We start from the raw sequence: 19,579 nt of genomic DNA on the forward strand, positions 1-19,579 counted from the left end.
GGGCGTGAGGGGCCGGGGCCGGGGCGCCCGGACCTCCCGCCGAAGCCCGCCTACGCGCCGGGCGCCGAGCCGCCGGGCACCGAGCCGCCGGCCGCCGAGCCCGCGGGCACCGAGCCGCGGGCCGCCGAACTCCCTGCTGCCGAACCCGCGGACACCGAGCCGCCGAACCCGTGGGCCGCTCCGGCCGACCCGGCACCCCGCAGCGGCCCGCCCGCGCGGCGCACCGCGCGCCGGTGGCCGCGCCGGCTGGGCATCGCGCTCGGCGTCGCCGCGGCCGTGGGCGGGGCCGTCTGGGGCGCCTCGTACCTGACGGGGGATTCCGCGCAGGTGCCGGACGGGTACAAGGTGCTGCGCAGCGCCGGAGCCGGCTTCCGGGTCGCGGTGCCGGACGACTGGCAGCTCAGCGCGTCCGAGAGCGGGGGCACGATCGGCACGGTGTTCCGCCCCGAGCAGGGCCGGGGCCGCCTGCTCCAGGTCTACCGGGTCACCGGCGGCTCCGACAACGCGTGCGAGGTCCTGATCGAGGACACCAAGGGGCTCAGCTCCCGGGACGGCTACCGGCGGCTCTCGCTCGGAGCGACGGACACCACCGGCTGCGAGATCGTGTACGAGCTTCCCGACGGGGAGACGAACGGGACCGCGCACGCCATCGGGCGGCTGACCGTCGCCTCCGACGGCAGCCGCTGGGTGCTCATGGGCTTCGGCCCGGTCGCCGAGACCAAGGCCGTCCGCACGCGCATGGCGGCGGCCCTGGGCTCGTTCCGGCCGGACTGAAGCGTCCGGCCGGACCGGCGCGGCGGTCCGGCGCCGGGCCTACTTGAACATGCCCGGCGTGTAGTGGCCCGGGACCATGCGCGTGGTGACGGCGAAGCGGTTCCAGACGTTGATCGTCGCGATGATGGCGATCAAGTGGGAGAGTTCCTTCTCCTCGAAGTGCTTCGCGGCCTTCTCGTACACCTCGTCGGGAACGAACCCCTCGGTCAGGACGGTCACGGCCTCGGTCAGTTCGAGCGCGGCCACTTCCTTCTCGGTGTAGAAGTGGCGCGACTCCTCCAGCGCGGTGAGCTGGACGATCCGCTCGACGGTCTCGCCGCCGGCGATGGCGTCCTTGGTGTGCATGTCCAGGCAGAACGCGCAGTGGTTGAGCTGCGAGGCGCGGATCTTGACCAGCTCGACCAGGGCCGGGTCCAGGCCCTTCCTCGCGGCCATCTCCAGGCCGACGATCGCCTTGTAGACCTCGGGGGCGTGCTTGGCCCAGCCCATGCGGGGGGTGTGCTCGGGTGCGTGTGCGGTGGTGTCTGCGTACGTGGTGGTCATGTGTCCAACTTTAGGAAGCAGGCGGCCCGCCCGTATGGTCCATATCCATGACGGATCCTTGGGCCATTTCCGGTGACGAGGCGGCGGAAGCGGTCGGCGGACCGGGTTCCGGTTTCGGTGCTGACCTGCATCTGGACCTCTCCGGCGGGCGCGGTCTGCGCGCCGGGCTGGTCGAGGCGCTGCGCGAGGCCGCACGCAGCGGGCGACTGGCGCCCGGCACCCGGCTGCCCTCCTCGCGCACGTTCGCCGCGGACCTCGGGATCGCGCGAAACACGGTCGCGGAGGCGTACGCCGAGCTCGTCGCCGAGGGCTGGCTGACGGCCCGCCAGGGCTCGGGCACCCGGGTGGCGCAGCGGGCCCGGCCGCTGCGGCCCGCGGGCTCCGCCCGCCTGCGCCACCCCGCGCCGCGGCGGCACGCGTACAGCCTGGTGCCCGGCACCCCGGACCTGGGCGCCTTTCCCCGCGCCGCCTGGCTGACGGCAGCCCGGCGGGCGCTGGCGCAGGCGCCGAACGAGGCCTTCGGGTACGCGGTCGACGCGCGCGGCCGGGTGGAGCTGCGGGAGGCGCTGGCCGGGTACCTGGCGCGGGCGCGCGGAGTCTACGCGGACCCGGAGCGGATCGTGTTGTGCGCGGGGTTCGCGCACGCGCTGATGCTGCTGGCGGGGGTGTTGCGGGCGCGCCGGGTACGGGACGTGGTGGTGGAGGGGTACGGCCTCCACCACCACCGGGACTCGCTCGCGGAGGCGGGGCTGCGGACCCGTCCGCTGGCGGTGGACGACGCGGGGGCGCGGACGCAGGACCTCGCGGGGCCGGTGGGCGCGGGCGCCGGGGCGGTGCTGCTGACGCCGGCGCACCAGTTCCCCACCGGGGCGGCGCTGACCCCCGCCCGCCGGGCGGCGGCGGTCGACTGGGCCCGCAGCACCGGCGCACTGATCGTGGAGGACGACTACGACGGGGAGTTCCGCTACGACGGCCAGTCGGTGGGCGCCTTGCAGGGCCTGGACCCGGACCGGGTGGTCTACCTCGGTACGGCGAGCAAGTCGCTCGCCCCGGGGCTGCGGATGGGGTGGATGGTGGTGCCGCCGGGGCTGCTGGACGAGGTCGTGGCGGCGAAGGGCCGGACCGACTGGACGTCGAGCGCGGTGGACCAGCTGACGCTGGCGGAGTTCATCAGGTCGGGGGCGTACGACCGGCACGTGCGCGGCATGCGGCTGCGGTACCGGCGCCGCCGGGACGAGCTGGTCGCGGCCGTCTCCGGCCGGGTGGCGGTGTCGGGCATCGCGGCGGGGCTGCACGCGGTGCTGGACCTCCCGGCGGGGACCGAGGCCGCCGCGTTGCGCTCCGCGGCCTGGCAGGACCTCGCGGTGGTGCCGCTGTCCTTCTTCGCCCACCCGGACGCCCGGCTCCCGCGGCGGGAGGCCCTGGTGGTCGGCTACGGAACGCCGCCGACGAGCGCCTGGTCGGCGACGCTGGCGGCCCTGCTCGCGGCACTGCCGTAGCGGACCGCGCGGGGCGTCCCCGTACGGCCCGCCGTCAGTCCTGCCGTCCGCCGTCCGCCGTCCGCCGTCCGCCGTCCGCCGTCCGTCCCGCCGTCAGGCCGGCTCCGTCTCCCTTTCCGTCTGCGGGGGTTCGCCGAAGCGGGCCAGTGCCAGGGCTCCGGCCACCGCGACCGCGAAGCCGAGGACCGCCAGCCAGGTCAGGCCCTCGCGGGTGCGGTCGCCGAGCCAGGCCACGCCCACCACCGCCGGGCCGATCGTCTCGCCGATCACCATGCCCGCGGTGGCCACCGTCACCGAGCCGCGCTGGAGCGCCGAGGTGAGCAGCAGGAACGCCGCGCCCCCGCCCAGCAGCAGGGCGTACAGCGCCGGGTTCGCGAACATCGCGAGCGACACGTCGTCGATGAGGCGGACCGCCACCTCCACCACCCCGAACCCCGTGCCCGCCGCCAAACCGAGGACGAGGGCCCGGGAGCGGTCCGGGAGCCCGCCCGCCACCACCCCCACCAGCAGCACCAGCCCCGCCACCACCAGCAGCCCCACCTTCAGCGCGAACGAGCCCGTCCCCGAGCCCTCCTCGCCCGAGGCCAGCGCCAGCATGGCCAGCCCCGCGCAGACCACCCCCACCGCGCCCCACTCGGCGCCGCTCAGCCGCACGTGCAGCAGCCGCGCCGAGACCACCGCCGTCACCGCGAGGCTCGCCGCCAGCGCCGCACCCACCGTGTAGATCGGGACGTGCCGCAGCGCCACGATCTGCAGGACGAACCCGGCCGCGTCCAGCCCCAGGCCCGCCACGTAGCGCCACTGCCGGGCCGCCCGCAGCAGGAGGGCCGCGTCCACCCCGGATCCCGTCCCCGGCTCCGCCGCCCGCGCGGCCATCGCCTGGAGCACCGAAGCCGTACCGAAACAGACCGCCGCACCCAGCGCGCAAACCATCCCAAGAAGCACGAAACGACTCTAGGTCATGAAGGTCGTGAGGGGGTTTCGGCGGCCGGATTCCATCGTTTCGCCGCCCCGTTCTAGTCTGTCCGCCATGGACGACAGCAGTACGGACAGCAGTACGGGCAGCAGAACGACCACGACCCCCGCCGCCATCGGCGCCCCCGCCGGCACCACCCGCCGCCGCATGCGCTCCGGTGGCGTCGCCCTCGGCGGCATGGGCCTGCTGGCCGCCGCCCTCGTGGCCTGTGGCAGCAGCAACGAGCCCGACAAGCGCTGCGCGGACCGCGTCACCCTGGAGAAGCTGAACACCAAGGAGTGCAAGAAGAGCGGCGGCCGCGGCTCCTACTACTACGGCGGCTCCATCGCGAGCAACAACCGGGTCAGCGGCGGCAGCTTCGACAAGTCCGCCGTCACCCGCGGCGGCATCGGCGGCCACTCCGGCTCCAGCGGCGGCTGAACCCCGTGCAGCGCCACACCATCGAGCCGCGCCCCGACTGGCAGAAGACCGTCGAGGAGCAGGGGCTGATCTATCCCCTCACCCGCTACCCCGACGACTCCCTGCGGCCCTATTGGGACGAGAGCGCGTACTACTCCTTCTCGCTCCCCGAGGTGGAGGCACTGGAGAACGTCGTCGAGGAGCTGCACGCCATGTGCCTGGCCGCGGCCGCGCACATCGTCGAGCACGACCGCTTCGCGGACCTCGGCATCACCGACCCGAAGCTGGCCGCGCTGATCGCCGAGTCCTGGCGCCGGCGGGCCGAACAGCCCTCCCTCTACGGCCGCTTCGACCTGCGCTACGACGGTTCCGGCGAGCCGGCCAAGATGCTGGAGTACAACGCCGACACCCCCACCTCCCTCGTGGAGGCGGCCAGTCCGCAGTGGTTCTGGATGGAGGAGCGCTTCCCCGGCGCCGACCAGTGGAACTCCCTCCACGAGCGGCTCGTCGAGGCCTGGCGCCGCCAGGCCGAGCTGCTGCCGCCCGGCCCGGTGCACTTCGCGCACTCCGAGACGGACGAGCTCGGCGAGGACCTGATGACGGTCGCCTACCTCCAGGAGACCGCCGAGCAGGCGGGCCTGGAGACCGAGGAGCTGTCCGTCGAACAGATCGGCTGGGACAGCCTGTCGGGCCGGTTCGTCGACCGGAAGCTCGGGTTCATCCGCAGCTGCTTCAAGCTCTACCCGTGGGAATGGCTGGCCACCGACGCCTTCGGCCCGCAGGTCCTCGGCACCTACGACCACGGCGGCGGCTCCGGGAGCACCACCTGGATCGAGCCGCTGTGGAAGATGCTGCTGTCGAACAAGGCGCTGCTGGCGATCCTGTGGGAGCTCTTCCCGGAGCACCCGAACCTGCTGCCCGCCTACCTGGACGGCCCGCGCGAGCTCGCCGGCACCACCGGGTACGCGGCGAAGCCGCTGCTGGGCCGCGAGGGCGCCGGGGTCACCCTGCACCCGGCGGGCGGCGCCGAGCCGTTCACTCCGCAGGAGGGGGAGGCGTACGTCTTCCAGGGCCTGGCCCCGCTCCCCGACTTCGACGGCAACCGCGTGGTGCTCGGCGCCTGGGTCGTCGAGGAGGAGGCCGCGGGCCTGGGCATCCGGGAATCGGCGGGCCCGGTCACGGACGAGTACGCTCGCTTCCTTCCCCACGTCATCCTGTAGCGCCGCCGGGTGGGCGCGGCCGGCCCCTCGGGCCGCGCCCACGGCGGATCCGTCAGCCGGCGGCCAGGACCTCCCGCAGCTGGTCCAGGCCCCAGTCCAGGTCCTCCTTGGCGATCACCAGCGGCGGCGCGATGCGGATCGTCGACCCGTGCGTGTCCTTGACCAGCACGCCCCGCCGCATCAGCGCCTCCGAGATCTGCCGGCCCGTGCCGTGCGCCGGGTCGATGTCGACGCCGGCCCACAGCCCCCGCCCGCGTACGGCGGTCACCGCGCCCCCGCCGACCAGCAGGTTCAGCTCCCGGTGCAGGTGGTCGCCGAGCTCGGCGGCGTGCTGCTGGTACTCGCCCGAGCGCAGCATCGCGATCACCTCCAGGGCGACCGCGCAGGCCAGCGGGTTGCCCCCGAAAGTGGAGCCGTGCTCGCCGGGCCGGAACACCCCGAGCACGTCCCGGTCGGCGACCACGGCCGAGACCGGGACCACGCCGCCGCCGAGCGCCTTGCCGAGGATGTAGACGTCCGGCACGACGTCCTCGTGCTCGCACGCGAAGGTCCTGCCGGTCCGGCCCAGCCCCGACTGGATCTCGTCGGCCATGAACAGCACGTTCCGCTCGCGCGTGAGCTCCCGTACGCCCCGCAGGTAGCCGGCCGGCGGCACCAGCACCCCGGCCTCGCCCTGGATCGGCTCCAGCAGCACGGCCACGGTGTTCGCCGTGACGGCCTCCGCCAGCGCGGTCAGGTCCCCGTACGGGACGATCTCGAACCCGGGGGTGTAGGGCCCGTAGTGGTCGCGGGCCTCGTGGTCCGTCGAGAAGCTCACGATGGTGGTCGTACGGCCGTGGAAGTTGTTCGCGGCGACCACGATCTTGGCCTGCCCGTCCGGCACGCCCTTGACCTCGTAGCCCCACTTGCGGGCGGTCTTCACCGCCGTCTCCACGGCCTCCGCGCCCGTGTTCATCGGCAGCACCATCTCCTTGCCGCACAGCGCGGCGAGTTCGCGGCAGAAATCGGCGAACCGGTCGTGGTGGAAGGCCCGCGAGGTGAGCGTGACCCGCTCCAGCTGCGCCTTGGCCGCATCGATCAAACGACGGTTGCCGTGGCCGAAGTTGAGCGCCGAGTAGCCCGCGAGCATGTCCAGGAACCGGCGGCCCTCCACGTCGGTCATCCACGCGCCTTCCGCGGACGCCACGACGACGGGCAGCGGATGGTAGTTGTGCGCGCTGTGCGCCTCGGCGGAACGCAGGGCTTCAGCAGTTGTCGACACGGGGTCTCCGATCGTCGGTGCGGGCGGATGGGGCGGTGACTGGGGCGATGGAGGTGACGGGGGTGGCGTCACCAGCATCACGTCACCTTGTATACGGCTATACGTCGCTCGTATACCGGACGGGGAAACCTTTCTTGTGGACCGCCCGCTAAGGTGAGCGCTACGCACGGCGACTGGCGTACGGAGAACCAACTCCGGGGGAGTCGTGCGCGCAGGACCGCATACAGGGCCGCTCGCCTGGGCCTCGCGGGGACGAGAACCGACATCGACCCCGGAGGAGCCGCCATGAGCGCGAGCCGCCACCCCGCCCTGACCGCAGTCGACCCCGAGCTGGCGTCCTTCGTCGCCGCCGAGGAGACCTTGCAGGCGCAGACCCTGCGCCTGATCCCCAGCGAGAACTACGTGTCCGCCGCCGTCCTCGAAGCCTCCGGCACGGTGCTGCAGAACAAGTACAGCGAGGGCTACCCGGGCCGCCGCTACTACGAGGGCCAGCAGAACATCGACCGGGTCGAGGCGCTGGCCGTCGAGCGGGCCAAGGGCCTGTTCGGGGTCGACCACGCCAACGTCCAGCCGTACTCCGGCTCCCCGGCGAACCTCGCCGTGTACCTGGCCTTCGCGAAGCCCGGCGACACGGTGATGGGCATGGCCCTGCCGATGGGCGGCCACCTGACCCACGGCTGGGGGGTCTCGGCCACGGGGTCCTGGTTCCGGGGCGTGCAGTACGGGGTGTCCGCCGAGACCGGCCTGATCGACTACGACGCCGTGCGCGAGCTCGCGCTGGCCGAGCGCCCGAAGATCATCTTCTGTGGCGGTACGGCGCTCCCGCGCACCATCGACTTCGAGGCGTTCTCCTCGATCGCGCAGGAGGCGGGCTCGGTCCTCGTCGCCGACGTCGCGCACATCGCGGGCCTGATCGCGGGCGGGGCGCACCCCTCGCCGGTCGGGCACGTGGACGTCGTCTCCACCACCACGCACAAGACGCTGCGCGGACCGCGCGGCGCGATGCTGATGTGCAAGGAGGAGCACGCGAAGGCCCTCGACAAGGCGGTCTTCCCCGGCCTCCAGGGCGGCCCGCACAACCAGACGACGGCGGGCATCGCGGTGGCCCTGCACGAGGCGGCCCAGCCCTCGTTCGTGACGTACGCGCACGCGGTGGTCGCCAACGCGAAGGCGCTGGCGGCGGCCCTGCTGGAGCGCGGCTTCGACCTGGTGTCGGGCGGCACGGACAACCACCTGATCCTGATGGACCTCACCTCGCGGGGGGTGGCGGGCAAGGTGGCGGCCAAGGCCCTGGACCGCGCCGGGATCGTCGTGAACTACAACACGGTCCCGTTCGACCCCCGCAAGCCGTTCGACCCGTCGGGCATCCGCATCGGCACGCCCTCGCTGACCTCGCGGGGCCTGGGGACGGACCACATGCCGGTGGTGGCGGAGTGGATCTCCCGGGCGGTCGACGCCGCCGCGAAGTCGGACGAGCCGGCCCTCGCCGCGATCCGCGCGGAGGTCGCGGACCTCATGGCGGCCCACCCCGCCCCGGGCCTCCCGCTGTCCTGACCGGCCCTCTCCCCGGGGCCCCGGCCCCGGGGGGATTCACCGGACGGGTGCGGACCGGCGGGGCCCTCGTACCTGAGAGAATGGGGCCATGGCTTCTGATCGTCCTCGCGCGCTCTCCGGCATCCAGCCCACCTCCGGCTCGTTCCACCTCGGGAACTACCTCGGTGCCATCCGCCAGTACGTCGCCCTCCAGGAGACGCACGACGCGTTCTACATGGTCGTCGACCTGCACGCGATCACCATGCCGCAGGATCCGAAGGACCTGCGCGCCAATACCCGCCTCTCCGCGGCCCAGCTGCTCGCCGCCGGCCTCGACCCGGACCGCTGCACGCTCTTCATCCAGAGCCACGTCCCCGAGCACGCGCAGCTCGGCTGGGTCATGAACTGCATCACCGGCTTCGGCGAGGCCAGCCGGATGACGCAGTTCAAGGACAAGTCCGCCAAGGGCGGCGTCAACAGCGCCAGCGTCGGCCTCTTCACGTACCCGATCCTCCAGGTCGCGGACATCCTGCTCTACCAGGCGAACGCCGTCCCGGTCGGCGAGGACCAGCGCCAGCACATCGAGCTCACGCGCGACCTGGCCGAGCGCTTCAACCAGCGCTACGGCCGGACCTTCACGGTCCCCGCCGCGCACATCGTCAAGGAGGTCGCGAAGATCTACGACCTCCAGGACCCCTCGATCAAGATGTCGAAGTCCGCGTCCTCCCCCAAGGGCCTGATCAACCTCCTCGACGAGCCCAGGGCCACCGAGAAGAAGATCAAGAGCGCGGTCACCGACACCGAGGCCGTGATCCGCTTCGACACCGAGAACAAGCCCGGCGTCAGCAACCTGCTCACGATCTACTCCACCCTCACGGGGGAGTCCGTCGCGGACCTCGAAACCCGCTACGAGGGCAAGGGCTACGGGGCGCTCAAGACGGACCTGGCCGGTGTGATGGTCGACTTCGTCACACCCTTCAAGCAGCGCACCCAGGAGTACCTGGACGACCCGGAGACCCTGGATTCCATCCTGGCCAAGGGCGCCGAGAAGGCCCGCGCGGTCGCCGCCGAGACCCTCGCGCAGGCCTACGACCGCCTCGGTCTGGTGCCCGCCAAGCACTGAGGCCCGGGGCCCCTGGCAATCCGGGGGGTGCTGGCCCCACACTGGGTCGGCAGGACCCGTACGCGACCGGTACACACCAGACGACGGAGGAGACAGACGTGGGGACCGTAACGCTCGGCGTTTCGATCGCGGTCCCGGAGCCGTACGGCAGCCGGCTGCAACAGCTGCGCGCCGGCTTCGGGGACGCCGCCGCGCACGGCATCCCCACGCACGTCACCCTCGTCCCGCCCACCGAGGTGGAGGCGGACCGGCTGCCGGAGATCAGGGCCCACCTGGCCGAGGTCGCGGCCGCCTTCGGCCCCTTCGGGATGCGGCTGGAGGGGACGGGAACCTTTCGCCCGGTCTCCCCGGTCGTCTTCGTCCAGATCGTCGAAGGCGGTACGGGGTGCACCCGGCTCCAGAGCCTGGTCCGCGACCCGGACGGGCCGCTCAGCCGGGAGCTGGCGTTCCCGTACCACCCCCACGTCACGGTCGCCCACGGGATCTCCGAGGAGGCGATGGACCTGGCGTTCGACACCCTCGCCGACTACGAGGCGCAGTGGACCTGCACCGGGTTCGCGCTCTACGAGCAGGGCTCGGACGGGGTCTGGCGCAAGCTGCGCGAATACCCTTTCGGCACGAGCCCGATCGCCGGGGTCCCGGCGCAGTCGGGCTCACGGGTCGATGAGGCGGCGCCGGCCGCCGGGGCCGCGGGCGACAGCGGCTCGCGGCGTTCCTGACGCAGCGGCCTGAGGGTCGTGCGGACGTGGAAGCGGAGCGTACGTAGGACCAGAGTGGGGAATGAACAGCCCGTCGGAAGCACTTCGCGAAAAGTCACAATCGACGACCGTAGCGCCCGAACCCGGCAATCCCGGCTATTTCCGTTCCCTCATTTACCGTGACCCCATGGACTGGCTGACGAAACTCCCGGTGATCGGCCCGCTGGTGGTCCGCCTCATGCGGACCCACGCCTGGCGTGCCTACGAGCGCCTCGACCGGGTCCACTGGAGCCGGCTCGCCGCCGCGATCACCTTCATCAGCTTCCTCGCGCTCTTCCCCCTGATCACCGTGGCCGCCGCCATCGGAGCCGGGCTGCTCAGCCAGGAGCAGCTGGACCGGCTCCAGAAGAACCTCGCCGAGCAGGTCCCCGGCATCTCCGACCAGCTCGACATCGAGGGCCTCGTCGCCAACGCGGGCACGGTCGGCCTCGTCGCCGCCGCCCTGCTGCTCGTCACCGGCGTCGGGTGGGTCGGCTCGATGCGGGACTGCCTGCGCGCCGTCTGGGAGAAGGACGACGAGGACCTGGGCAACCCCATCCTCCGCAAGGGCAAGGACGCGCTCGTCCTCGTCGGCCTCGGCGGCGTGGGCCTGGCCTCGGCGGCCGCCTCCATCCTCGGCTCCAGCGCGGTCGGCAAGTTCGGCGGCTGGCTGGGCGTGCCGCAGCAGGGTGCGGGCGGAGCACTGCTGCGCGCCGGAGCCTTCCTCGTCGGCGTCGTCGCCGCCTTCCTGATCCTGCTGTACGTACTGACCTTGCTGCCCGGCGTCGAACCGCCGCGCCGGCGCCTCATCCAGGCCGCACTCATCGGCGCGGCCGGGTTCGAACTGCTGAAACTGCTGCTCAGCGGCTATATGCGCGGGGTGGCCGCGAAGAGCATGTACGGGGCCTTCGGCGTGCCGGTCGCCCTGCTGATCTGGATCAACCTGATGGCGAAGCTGCTGCTGTACTGCTCCGCCTGGACGGCCACCCACGCCGCCGCCGACGGCGAGGACGGCGAGGACGCGCGGGCGGAGCGGACGCCGCCGACCCCCGCCGACGCGGACAACGCGAAAGCCGAGGGGGCCCCGGCCCCGGGTCCCAGGGGCGTCCCGGGTGCCGAAGGCTAGGCCACCGGGTCGCCGCCGCCCGCGCGGCGGCCGCGCGGGCCCCGCGGCCAGCGCCGGTTGACCGCGTACGCCCCGCCCGCGATCACGGCCAGCGCCCCGCCCGCGACCCCGAGCGCGGTACCGACACCGCCGCCCGCGCCCGCACCGGCCGCCGCCGGGTTCTTCTCGTGCGACTGGGCGGGGGAACCCAGCGAGGTGGTGTCCGCGCTCTTCGGCGGGACCAGCTCACCGACGGGCTTGACCTTGCCGATCGCCGCGAAGCCCCAGTCGAAGAGGTCGGCGGTCTCCTCGTAGACCGAGTTCAGCCCGCCCGCGGCCGGGTTCATCACCGTCACCAGCAGCTTCTTGCCGCCCTGCTGCGCCGCACCGGTGAACGTCGACCCGGCCATGGTCGTGTTGCCGTTCTTCACCCCCGCGATGCCCTTGTACGGGGAGAGCCCGCCGGAGCCCGTCATCAGCCGGTTGGTGTTCTGGATCTCGAAGTACTCGCGCGGCTTCCCGGGCTCCTGGTGCCCCGGGAACTTCGCCTCCGCCGTCCCGCAGTACTCCCGGAAGTCCTGCTTCTGCAGGCCGGAGCGGGCGATGAGGGTGAGGTCGTACGCGCTCGACACCTGCTCCGGGGCGTCGTACCCGTCCGGGGAGACCACGTGCGTGTCGAGGGCCTGGAGCTCCTCGGCGTGCGCCTGCATGTCCTTGACGGTCTTCTCGATGCCGCCGTTCATGGCGGCCAGCACGTGCACGGCGTCGTTGCCGGACCGCAGGAACACCCCGAGCCACAGGTCGTGCACCGAGTACTCGTGGTCCTCCTTGACCCCGACCAGGCTGGAGCCGGAGCCGATGCCCTCCATCTCCTGCTCGGTGACCCTGTGGACCTGGTCCTTGGGGAGGCTGGGCAGCACCGTGTCCGCGAAGAGCATCTTCAGGGTGGAGGCCGGGGGCAGCCGCCAGTGCGCGTTGTTGGCGGCCAGCACCTCGCCGGTGTCGGCGTCGGCCACGATCCACGAACGCCCCGTCAGGCTCGTCGGCAGGGCGGGGGCGCCCGCGAGCGGGTTCACCTGCACCCCCGGCTTGCCCAGGAGGGAGCCGCCGACGGTGGACATCGACGCCGGCGGCGCCGCGGCGGCAGGCGCCTTGGGCGGCTGCGCCTTCCCGTCCGAGGGCGGGGCGGGCGCGGCGTGCGCGGGCACCACGAGCATCGCGGGGACCAGCAGGCCGGCGGAAAGGACCGTCAGTGCGGTCTTCTTTGCAGACACGCAGGTGAAATTACATCCATATCGGCTTTCTGCCGTCAGGGAGCGGTCAACGCGGCCGAACCACCGCCGGGACAGCCCACCCCGACGCGTCCGTCCTGGGGACCGAACCGATACTGGGGGCATGAAACTCAGCCGCGCCGTGTCCTGGTTCCTGCTCGCCTTCGGAGTGTGGAGCTGGTTCATCTGGGCAACTTTCGTCCGGAACCTGTGGAAGGACGCCAGTGGTCTGGCATTCGACGCGGCGGGCGAGCCGACGGCCTACTTCTGGGTACACCTTCTCCTGGCCATCGCCTCCTTTCTCCTGGGGACGGCCGTTGGTGTGATCGGGTTGCGCGGCGTCCTCGCGCTGCGGCGTGAATCACGCCGGGGTCCGCACGCATGAGGATCGTGCTCTTCGCGGGCATCGGGCTGGCGGTGCTGGCCCTGCTGGTCCTGGTCCACCGCTGGCTGTGGGTCCGCCTGGTCCGCGATACGACGCGCCCGCGCGGCGCGGCGCGCCGCGCCGGCACCGCCCTGGCCTTCGCACTGCCCCTCCTGTCCCTGGCCGCCCTCACCGCGGGGCGCGCCGGCGCCCCCTTCTGGCTCCAGCGGTCGGTGGCCTGGCCCGGGTACATGTGGCTCGCGGTGCTGCTGTACCTGAGCCTGGCGATGCTGGTGGCGGAGCCGGTACGGGCGATCCTGCTGCGGCGCCGGGGGGCCTCCGGGCCCGGGGCCTGCCTCGACGCCCCGGCCCCGCGGGCGGCGGCGCCCGCGACGGCGGGCGAGCCGGCACCTGCCACGGCCGGCGAGCCGGCACCCGACGTGGCACCCGCACCCGCCCCTGCACCCGCACCTGCCGGTGCGCCCGGGCCGGGGCCGGCCCCCGGCGGAGCCACCCGCCGCCAGTTCGTCGCACGGGCGGTGGGCGGCGCGGCCGCCCTCGCGGCGACCGCCACCGTCGCCCAGGGCACGTACGGAGTCCTCCGCGGCCCCCGCGTCAAGCGCGTCCAGGTCCCCCTGGCCAAACTCCCCCGGGCCGCGCACGGCTTCCGCATCGCCGTCGTCAGCGACATCCACCTCGGTCCCATCCTCGGCCGCGCCCACACCACGCGCATCGTCGAGACGATCAACCGCACGCAGCCCGACCTCATCGCCGTCGTCGGCGACCTGGTGGACGGCAGCGTCCACGACCTCGGCCCCGCCGCCGAGCCCCTGCGCGGGCTCCGCGCCCGCCACGGCTCCTACTTCGTCACCGGCAACCACGAGTACTTCTCCGGCGCCCGGCAGTGGGTCGACCACGTCCGCGAGCTCGGCCTCACACCCCTGGAGAACGCCCGCCGCCCCCTCCCGTACTTCGACCTCGCCGGGGTCAACGACGTGGCGGGCGAGACGGAGGGCCAGGGCCCGGACTTCACGGCCGCCCTCGGCGACCGCGACCCGGCCCGTACCGCCGTGCTCATGGCGCACCAGCCGGTCGTCATCCACGACGCCGTCCGCCACGGCGTCGACCTCCAGCTCTCCGGCCACACCCACGGCGGCCAGCTCTGGCCCGGCAACTACCTCGCCGAGCTCGCCAACCCCACCGTCGCCGGGCTGGAGCGCTACGGCGAGACCCAGCTCTACGTATCGCGCGGAGCCGGTGCCTGGGGGCCGCCGGTACGGGTCGGCGCCCCGTCCGACATCACGGTCGTCGAACTCGCCTCATACCAGGCGTGACCGGGCGCAACCGGCAACGACCCGCCGTCATTCGGCCTTCCCGGGGCTGAATTTCCATGATGGGATGACCGTTAATCGGACATGGGGATCCGGTCAGCGAGTCAAACCATGGCATTTTCATGGGTGGGGTGGGGTCAAGGGTGAAGTCTGTCCGCTCGAAGGTCATCGCGGCGGGGCTGGTGATCGGCGTCGCCGGTGTCGGCGCCTGGCAGCTGCTTCCGGAGGAGGGCCGGGGGAGCGGGACCGCCCTGCGGGTCGGGACGAGCGACGTGGTCTCGTCCCTCGACCCCGCCGGGGCGTACGACGCGGGCTCCTGGGCCCTGTTCAGCAACGTCTACCAGTCCCTGCTGACCATCAAGTCCGGCTCCGACACCCCGGTCCCGGACGCGGCCTCCGCCTGCAAGTTCACCGGCGCCCAGCTCACCACGTACCAGTGCGAGCTCCGCCCCGACCTGAAGTTCTCGAACGGGCGCGCCGTCACCGCGGAGGACGTCAAGCACTCCTTCGACCGGATCAAGGCGATCAACTCCGATCAGGGTCCGGCGCCGCTCTTCAACACCCTCCAGTCGGTCAAGGCGGACGGCCGCACCGTCACCTTCACGCTCTCCGCGCCCGACGCCACCTTCCCCTTCAAGATCGCGACAGGCGCCGCCTCGATCGTCGACAAGGAGAAGTACCCGGCGAAGGCCCTCCGGGAGGACGGAAAGGTCGACGGCTCCGGCCCCTTCACCCTCGGCGCGTACCACGCCGGCACCAGCGCCGAGCTCAAGCCGAACGAGGCCTACCGCGGCCAGTCCAAGCAGCTCGCCAAGACGGCCGTCACCGTCCGGTACTACAAGGACTCGGCCCAGCTCAACCAGGCCTGGGCCGACCACCAGGTCGAGGTCGCCCACCGCGACATGCCGCCGGAGGTGCTCGCGGGCCTCAACCCGGGGCTGGAGGACACCAAGTACCAGACTTCCGGCGGCTCCGAGATCCGCAGCCTGGTCTTCAACGTCCGCCCCGGCTCCACGGCCGCGCCGCTCGCCGTGCGCCAGGCGATCGCCGCCGTCATCGACCGCTCCAAGGTGGCCGGCGAGGTCCACCGCGGCACGGTGACCCCGCTCTATTCCCTGGTACCGGCCGGGATCTCCTCGCACGGCAACCCGTTCTTCGACGCCTACCCGGCCCCGAACGGCGCCACCGCGAAGAAGCTGCTCAAGGACGCCGGGATCACCGCCCCGGTCTCCCTCACCCTCGGCCTGAACGCGCGCGGCCCGAACGCCGCCGAGGCCGACGAGATCGCGAAGCAGCTCACGGCCACTGGGCTCTTCCAGGTCAAGATCAAGGCCGTCGAGCAGTGGGCCGATTTCCAGAAGGCCTACGCGGCCGGCGAGTTCGACGCCTACACCATCGGCTGGATCCCCGACTTCCCGGACGCGGACAACTTCCTCGCCCCGCTCGTCGGTGCCGACTCCAGCATGAACAACGGCTTCTCGGACAAGGCCGTCGACGGCCTCATCACCCGCACCCAGTCCTTCTCGGACCGGGGCCAGGCCGCCGCCGACTTCCGCGAGCTCCAGAAGCTGGTCGCCCAGCAGATCCCGATGCTGCCGATCTGGCAGAAGAAGGACTACGTGATGTCCCGCGCGTCCGTCTCCGGCACCCAGTACCTCTCGGACGGCACCGGGGTCTGGCGCCTGTGGGAGCTCAACTGGCTGTAGCGGCCGCCCCGTCGGCGCCGGCCGCGGGGTCGAAGTCGGCATCCGGATCTGATGCACGCTTCTTCCTCGACACCGCCGTCTGGGCCATTCCCGGCAGGAAGTCCGCGAACAGCTCGTGGACCTCGCGCACCAGCGGCCGCAGCACCCGGAACCGGGCCAGGACGATGCCCCGCGTCGTCAGCTGCGCGCCGCGCTCCGCGAGCCGCCGCGTCTTCTCGCTGCCGGGGGACCGGTCGAAGACCCAGTACAGGACGAGCCCCATCTGCGAGAGCCACATCAGCTCCGGCAGTACGTCGGCCAGTTCGGCCGGGACCTTGGTCTTCGCGCCGGCCAGCACCTCGCGGTGCATCTCGATGGCCTGCTTGCGGGCCGGCTCCGACTCCGGGGAGAAGGGGCTGAGCGGGCTCTCCGGGTCCGCCGCGTTCTTGAAGAACTGGGAGGCGAACTCGTGGTAGGGCGCCGCGATGTCCAGCCAGGTCGTCAGCACGCCCGCCAGGCGCTTCTGCAGATCGGTCTCGCTGTCCAGGATGGGCCGGACCGCCGCGAGGTGCGCGGCGCCGATCCGGTCGTAGAACCCCTGGACCAGGTGTTCCTTCGACGCGAAGTAGTAGTAGGCGTTGCCGACCGAGACCCCTGCCTCCTTGGCGATGGCCCGCATGGTCGTCTTGTCGAAGCCGCGCTCCTGGAAGAGACGGAGCGCGGTTTCGAGGATGAGCGTGCGGGTCTGCTCGCTCTTGGGAGCCTTCTGATCAGTCACGGTGTACGAGCCTATCGGGGTGCGGCGCAGTGGTCGTCACAGGCCGGTGCCCCGGGCTCCGCTTCGCCCTCCGCACCCGGCTCGGTCCGCACGGCCTGGCGCCATGCGGAGGCCGTGTACATGGCGGCCCGGGCGAAGGGCCGGCCCGCCGCGGTGGCGAGCCAGTTCGCCTTCGGCCGGTGCTCCGCCAGCGCCCACAGGCACACGATGAAGGCGTCGGTCCCGGTCCACACCTGCCCCGCGTCCCCGATGACGGTGATCTCGCGGAGCGTGGAGGCGTGGTCGAGCTGCGGGAACCTGCCCCGCGCCGCGAGGGACCCGGCCGGGATCAGCCGGAGCGGCACCAGCCAGCGCTGCCCGAGGAGCCAGTGCCGGATGTGGACGCAGAGCGGACAGTCGGCGTCGTAGAGCACCGTCAGGTGCCGGGTCGCCCGCGCCGCCGTCGCCGTCGCCGTGGTCATCGCTCAGGCCCCGGCCGGGCCGGTCCACCCCTGCGGGGCGACCGGCGGGGTCTGCTGGCGCTCCATGATCCCGCGGCGGCGCATCTTGTTGAGCACCCAGACGTTGCCGAGGTGCATGACGCCGAGGACGAGCAGGACGACGCCGAGCTTGACCGAGAGCGCCTCGAAGAGCCGGCGGGCCGAGTCGATGCCGACGTCCGAGCGCAGGTAGAGCGTCACGAAGCCGATGTTGACGAGGTAGAACCCCACCACCAGGAGGTGGTTCACGGCGTCCGCGAGCTTCTCGTTCCCGTGCAGTACGTCGGCGATGAAGATGCGGCCGTTACGGCTGAGCGTACGGGCGACCCAGACGGTCAGCCCGATGCTGATGAGCAGGTAGATGACGTATGCGACGACGGTGAGGTCCATGCCTCAGCCCCCCTTGAACGTGTTCAACTCGTTGGCAGGACTGACTGTAGGCCTCTTTTTGAACAAGTTCAAGCGATCTCGTCGCGGGCTCTCGAAGCGTCGGATCAGCAAGGCGGCCGGGGGCCGTCGGGGGTGGGGTGGGCGGGGGCGGCCGCGAGGGCAGCGGCTTCGGGGCGCGCCATGGGGGTGCCGTCTGGGTGGAGGAGGGGGGCGCGGTCCGGGGTGGCGCCGGTGTCGGCGCCGCGGCGGGTGGTGTGGGCGGCCGTGACGCGGTTCAGCGGGGCCGGGGTGAGGGTCCCGCTCTCGCGGACGTACGCCACGAAGCTCTCGAAGTCGCGCTGGTGGCGGTACGGGGACCGGCCCTCGCTCAGCGCCGCGTAGCCGTCGTTCGCCAGGAAGGTGTACGAGGGGCAGGCCAGGCGGTAGGAGCGGGCGGGGTCGAGGGCCACGCCGTCGATGAAGACCTCGGCCGGGTCCACGCGGTCGCCGGCCGGCCTCAGGGCGTCGAAGGTGTAGCGGACGTTTCCGGAGACGGCCAGCGGCGCGAAGAGCAGTTCGCCACCGGCCGCGGTCGTCCACTGCTGCTCCAGCGCGTCGTGGATCTGCTGCCCGGTCACCGTCGCGCTGACGATCGGGTCGCCGAAGCCGACCGCCCTCCAGGCGCGCCCGAAGGTGACGGCGCCGCCCGATTCCGCGTCCCGTACGAGGTCGCCCGCGATCACGGTCACGCCGACCCGGGGCGCCGTGGCGACCAGGGCCAGCTGGGCCGGGACGTTGGGGTGGGCGTTGGCGTCGTTCTCGGGGTCGCTCGGGCGGCTGCCCGCCCACAGCGCCCAGTCGGCGGCGAGGTCGCCCATCGTGCTCTCGCCCGCGGCGTTGCGCGTACGGAGGAACGAGCCGCTCTGCGTCCCGATCCTCGTGGCGTCGCGGGCCGCGGCCTGGCCGGCCCAGTAGTCGACGACCTCCTTGAGGGCGGGGTCGGGGGCGACGTCACGGGTGTTGGGGTGGTTCGTGGACACCGTCAGCTCGCGGACCACCTTGCCGGTGGCCGGGTCGAGGCGGAGGTTGATCTCGTTGATCAGCTGGCCGTAGCAGCCGGCTTCGACGAAGGGGCGGGGGACGCCGTCCGGGTCCGGGAGCATCATGTTGAACCGGGTGTGCCAGTGGCCGGTGACGATGGCGTCGATGTCGGGGGAGACGCGCAGCGCCAGGTCGAGGGCGGGGCCGGACGGGTCGGTGCCGCTGTTGAAGTCGGCGCCGGCGACGGCCCCGTCGTGCATGCTCAGGATGATCGCGCCCACGCCCCGGGCCTTGAGCTCGGCCGCGTACCGGTCGGCGGTGGCGGTCTCGGCGAGGGTGGCGAGGCCCGGCTGGTAGGAGCCGGGGAAGGACTCGGTGCCGAGGGCGGTGAGGTGGATGAACCCGATCCGCAGCTCCTGCCCGGCGGCCGTCCGTACCGTCTCGATGTTGTACGCGGGCAGGACGGTACGGCCCGGGTCGCCCGCCCGGACGACGTTGGCGCTGTGGAAGCGGAAGCGGGCGCCTTGGAAGCGGGCGCCGGAGGAGTCGGCGAAGGTGGTGTCGCGCCCCTCGACGGGGAAGGTGACGGCCTGCTCCATGTGCCGTCGGAGGAAGGCCGGGGACTTGTCGAACTCGTGGTTCCCGGCGGTCGCGAAGTCGAGCCCCATGCGGTTGAGGGCCTCGATGGTGGGCTCGTCCGCGAAGGCGGCGGCGTCGAACTCCCAGCCGGAGAAGGCGTCGCCGGGGGTGAAGAAGAACGAGTTGGCGCGGCCGGCGCGCAGGCGGGCGAGGTGGGCGGCCATGGGGGCCACGCCCCCGACGGTGTAGGTCAGTCCTCCGTTGCCGCTGATGGTGGCGTGGGGGCCGGGGGCGGCCTGGAGGTAGCCGTGCAGGTCGGTGATGCTGAGCAGCTGGACGTCGACGTATTCGGCGGCGGAGGCGGCGTCGCGCGCGTGCTCGGTGGCGTGGGCGGGGACGCCGGTGGCGAAGGTGGCCGCGGCGGTACCGAGGGCGGTGAGGAACCCCCGGCGCCCGAGATGAGGTGAACTGCGGTCGGGACGGTGGGTCGTGGGGTGCGAGTTCCTCGTCAC

Annotated in this window: 18 protein-coding genes, 1 pseudogene and 1 riboswitch; of the genes and pseudogenes, 11 read left to right on the forward strand and 8 right to left on the reverse strand. The window is 72.6% G+C overall.

Annotated elements, in window-relative coordinates:
* A pseudogene (locus ACS04_RS02625) lies at positions 1-774 on the forward strand (hypothetical protein); the annotation flags it as partial.
* A gap of 39 nt (positions 775-813) precedes the next feature.
* Here ACS04_RS02625 and ACS04_RS02630 read toward each other — a convergent pair.
* Positions 814-1,317: a carboxymuconolactone decarboxylase family protein gene (locus ACS04_RS02630; RefSeq protein WP_048474822.1), complete on the reverse strand. Its 504-nt coding sequence runs from the start codon at positions 1,315-1,317 to the stop codon at positions 814-816.
* A gap of 47 nt (positions 1,318-1,364) precedes the next feature.
* On the opposite strand from ACS04_RS02630, the gene pdxR reads away from it, so the two are divergent.
* Positions 1,365-2,816, forward strand: coding sequence for a MocR-like pyridoxine biosynthesis transcription factor PdxR (pdxR, locus tag ACS04_RS02635; RefSeq protein WP_078864373.1), 1,452 nt, complete (start codon positions 1,365-1,367; stop codon positions 2,814-2,816).
* A 93-nt stretch (positions 2,817-2,909) separates the two neighbouring features.
* Here pdxR and ACS04_RS02640 read toward each other — a convergent pair whose 3' ends face one another.
* Positions 2,910-3,749: a DMT family protein gene (locus ACS04_RS02640; protein WP_048474823.1), complete on the reverse strand. Its 840-nt coding sequence runs from the start codon at positions 3,747-3,749 to the stop codon at positions 2,910-2,912.
* A gap of 190 nt (positions 3,750-3,939) precedes the next feature.
* On the opposite strand from ACS04_RS02640, the gene ACS04_RS02645 reads away from it, so the two are divergent.
* Positions 3,940-4,212: a hypothetical protein gene (locus ACS04_RS02645; RefSeq protein ID WP_048474854.1), complete on the forward strand. Its 273-nt coding sequence runs from the start codon at positions 3,940-3,942 to the stop codon at positions 4,210-4,212.
* Between the two features lie 5 nt (positions 4,213-4,217).
* Positions 4,218-5,411, forward strand: coding sequence for a glutathionylspermidine synthase family protein (locus ACS04_RS02650; RefSeq protein ID WP_048474824.1), 1,194 nt, complete (start codon positions 4,218-4,220; stop codon positions 5,409-5,411).
* Between the two features lie 52 nt (positions 5,412-5,463).
* On the opposite strand, the gene rocD is transcribed toward ACS04_RS02650, so the two are convergent.
* Positions 5,464-6,672 carry an ornithine--oxo-acid transaminase gene (gene rocD / locus ACS04_RS02655; protein WP_048474825.1) on the reverse strand — a complete coding sequence of 403 codons (1,209 nt, stop codon included), beginning with the start codon at positions 6,670-6,672 and terminating at the stop codon, positions 5,464-5,466.
* Positions 6,673-6,831: 159 nt separating this feature from the next.
* A riboswitch (ZMP/ZTP riboswitch) is annotated at positions 6,832-6,922 on the forward strand.
* 35 nt (positions 6,923-6,957) lie between these two features.
* On the opposite strand from rocD, the gene ACS04_RS02660 reads away from it, so the two are divergent.
* The 4 genes from ACS04_RS02660 (at position 6,958) to ACS04_RS02675 (ending at position 11,191) form a co-directional block, all read left to right on the forward strand.
* Positions 6,958-8,226, forward strand: coding sequence for a serine hydroxymethyltransferase (locus ACS04_RS02660; protein ID WP_048474826.1), 1,269 nt, complete (start codon positions 6,958-6,960; stop codon positions 8,224-8,226).
* 88 nt (positions 8,227-8,314) lie between these two features.
* A complete protein-coding gene (gene trpS, locus ACS04_RS02665) occupies positions 8,315-9,328 on the forward strand; it encodes a tryptophan--tRNA ligase (RefSeq protein WP_048474827.1) in 1,014 nt (337 codons plus the stop codon).
* Between the two features lie 98 nt (positions 9,329-9,426).
* The gene (locus ACS04_RS02670; RefSeq protein ID WP_048474828.1) at positions 9,427-10,047 is read left to right on the forward strand and encodes a 2'-5' RNA ligase family protein; all 621 of its coding nucleotides are present in this window, start codon (positions 9,427-9,429) and stop codon (positions 10,045-10,047) included.
* Between the two features lie 166 nt (positions 10,048-10,213).
* The gene (locus ACS04_RS02675; RefSeq protein ID WP_048474829.1) at positions 10,214-11,191 is read left to right on the forward strand and encodes a YihY/virulence factor BrkB family protein; all 978 of its coding nucleotides are present in this window, start codon (positions 10,214-10,216) and stop codon (positions 11,189-11,191) included.
* Here the strand turns inward: ACS04_RS02675 and ACS04_RS02680 are convergent.
* Positions 11,188-12,444, reverse strand: a complete 1,257-nt coding sequence (locus tag ACS04_RS02680) for a D-alanyl-D-alanine carboxypeptidase family protein (RefSeq protein WP_245236254.1) — start codon at positions 12,442-12,444, stop codon at positions 11,188-11,190. The two genes, ACS04_RS02675 and ACS04_RS02680, sit on opposite strands and share 4 nt — an antisense overlap.
* Before the next feature lie 121 nt (positions 12,445-12,565).
* On the opposite strand from ACS04_RS02680, the gene ACS04_RS02685 reads away from it, so the two are divergent.
* The 3 genes from ACS04_RS02685 (at position 12,566) to ACS04_RS02695 (ending at position 15,842) form a co-directional block, all read left to right on the forward strand.
* Positions 12,566-12,826: an SCO4848 family membrane protein gene (locus ACS04_RS02685; protein ID WP_048474830.1), complete on the forward strand. Its 261-nt coding sequence runs from the start codon at positions 12,566-12,568 to the stop codon at positions 12,824-12,826.
* Positions 12,823-14,139 (forward strand): metallophosphoesterase, encoded by a 1,317-nt coding sequence (locus tag ACS04_RS02690; protein ID WP_048474831.1) that lies wholly within the window; start codon positions 12,823-12,825, stop codon positions 14,137-14,139. Before ACS04_RS02685 ends, ACS04_RS02690 begins: the two co-directional genes overlap by 4 nt.
* Positions 14,140-14,279: 140 nt before the next feature.
* Complete coding sequence (locus ACS04_RS02695; RefSeq protein WP_048474832.1) at positions 14,280-15,842, forward strand: ABC transporter substrate-binding protein; 1,563 nt, start codon at positions 14,280-14,282, stop codon at positions 15,840-15,842.
* On the opposite strand, the gene ACS04_RS02700 is transcribed toward ACS04_RS02695, so the two are convergent.
* The 4 genes from ACS04_RS02700 to ACS04_RS02715 form a co-directional block, all read right to left on the reverse strand.
* Positions 15,829-16,599, reverse strand: a complete 771-nt coding sequence (locus ACS04_RS02700) for a TetR family transcriptional regulator (protein ID WP_048474833.1) — start codon at positions 16,597-16,599, stop codon at positions 15,829-15,831. The two genes, ACS04_RS02695 and ACS04_RS02700, sit on opposite strands and share 14 nt — an antisense overlap.
* Before the next feature lie 11 nt (positions 16,600-16,610).
* Positions 16,611-17,060 (reverse strand): thiol-disulfide oxidoreductase DCC family protein, encoded by a 450-nt coding sequence (locus ACS04_RS02705; RefSeq protein ID WP_048474834.1) that lies wholly within the window; start codon positions 17,058-17,060, stop codon positions 16,611-16,613.
* A 3-nt stretch (positions 17,061-17,063) separates the two neighbouring features.
* On the reverse strand, positions 17,064-17,468 hold the full coding sequence (locus tag ACS04_RS02710; RefSeq protein WP_048474835.1) for a hypothetical protein: 405 nt from the start codon (positions 17,466-17,468) through the stop codon (positions 17,064-17,066).
* Between the two features lie 104 nt (positions 17,469-17,572).
* Positions 17,573-19,579: a bifunctional metallophosphatase/5'-nucleotidase gene (locus tag ACS04_RS02715; RefSeq protein WP_048474836.1), complete on the reverse strand. Its 2,007-nt coding sequence runs from the start codon at positions 19,577-19,579 to the stop codon at positions 17,573-17,575.

This window comes from Streptomyces roseus (assembly GCF_001044425.1).
Lineage (GTDB): Bacteria > Actinomycetota > Actinomycetes > Streptomycetales > Streptomycetaceae > Streptomyces > Streptomyces roseus.

Coding starts and splice junctions, on each gene's coding strand:
- ACS04_RS02630 (WP_048474822.1), bottom strand. CDS start 1,317: ATGACCACCACGTACGCAGACACCACCGCACACGCACCCGAGCACACC.
- pdxR (WP_078864373.1), top strand. CDS start 1,365: ATGACGGATCCTTGGGCCATTTCCGGTGACGAGGCGGCGGAAGCGGTC.
- ACS04_RS02640 (WP_048474823.1), bottom strand. CDS start 3,749: ATGGTTTGCGCGCTGGGTGCGGCGGTCTGTTTCGGTACGGCTTCGGTG.
- ACS04_RS02645 (WP_048474854.1), top strand. CDS start 3,940: ATGCGCTCCGGTGGCGTCGCCCTCGGCGGCATGGGCCTGCTGGCCGCC.
- ACS04_RS02660 (WP_048474826.1), top strand. CDS start 6,958: ATGAGCGCGAGCCGCCACCCCGCCCTGACCGCAGTCGACCCCGAGCTG.
- trpS (WP_048474827.1), top strand. CDS start 8,315: ATGGCTTCTGATCGTCCTCGCGCGCTCTCCGGCATCCAGCCCACCTCC.
- ACS04_RS02675 (WP_048474829.1), top strand. CDS start 10,214: ATGGACTGGCTGACGAAACTCCCGGTGATCGGCCCGCTGGTGGTCCGC.
- ACS04_RS02685 (WP_048474830.1), top strand. CDS start 12,566: ATGAAACTCAGCCGCGCCGTGTCCTGGTTCCTGCTCGCCTTCGGAGTG.
- ACS04_RS02690 (WP_048474831.1), top strand. CDS start 12,823: ATGAGGATCGTGCTCTTCGCGGGCATCGGGCTGGCGGTGCTGGCCCTG.
- ACS04_RS02705 (WP_048474834.1), bottom strand. CDS start 17,060: ATGACCACGGCGACGGCGACGGCGGCGCGGGCGACCCGGCACCTGACG.
- ACS04_RS02710 (WP_048474835.1), bottom strand. CDS start 17,468: ATGGACCTCACCGTCGTCGCATACGTCATCTACCTGCTCATCAGCATC.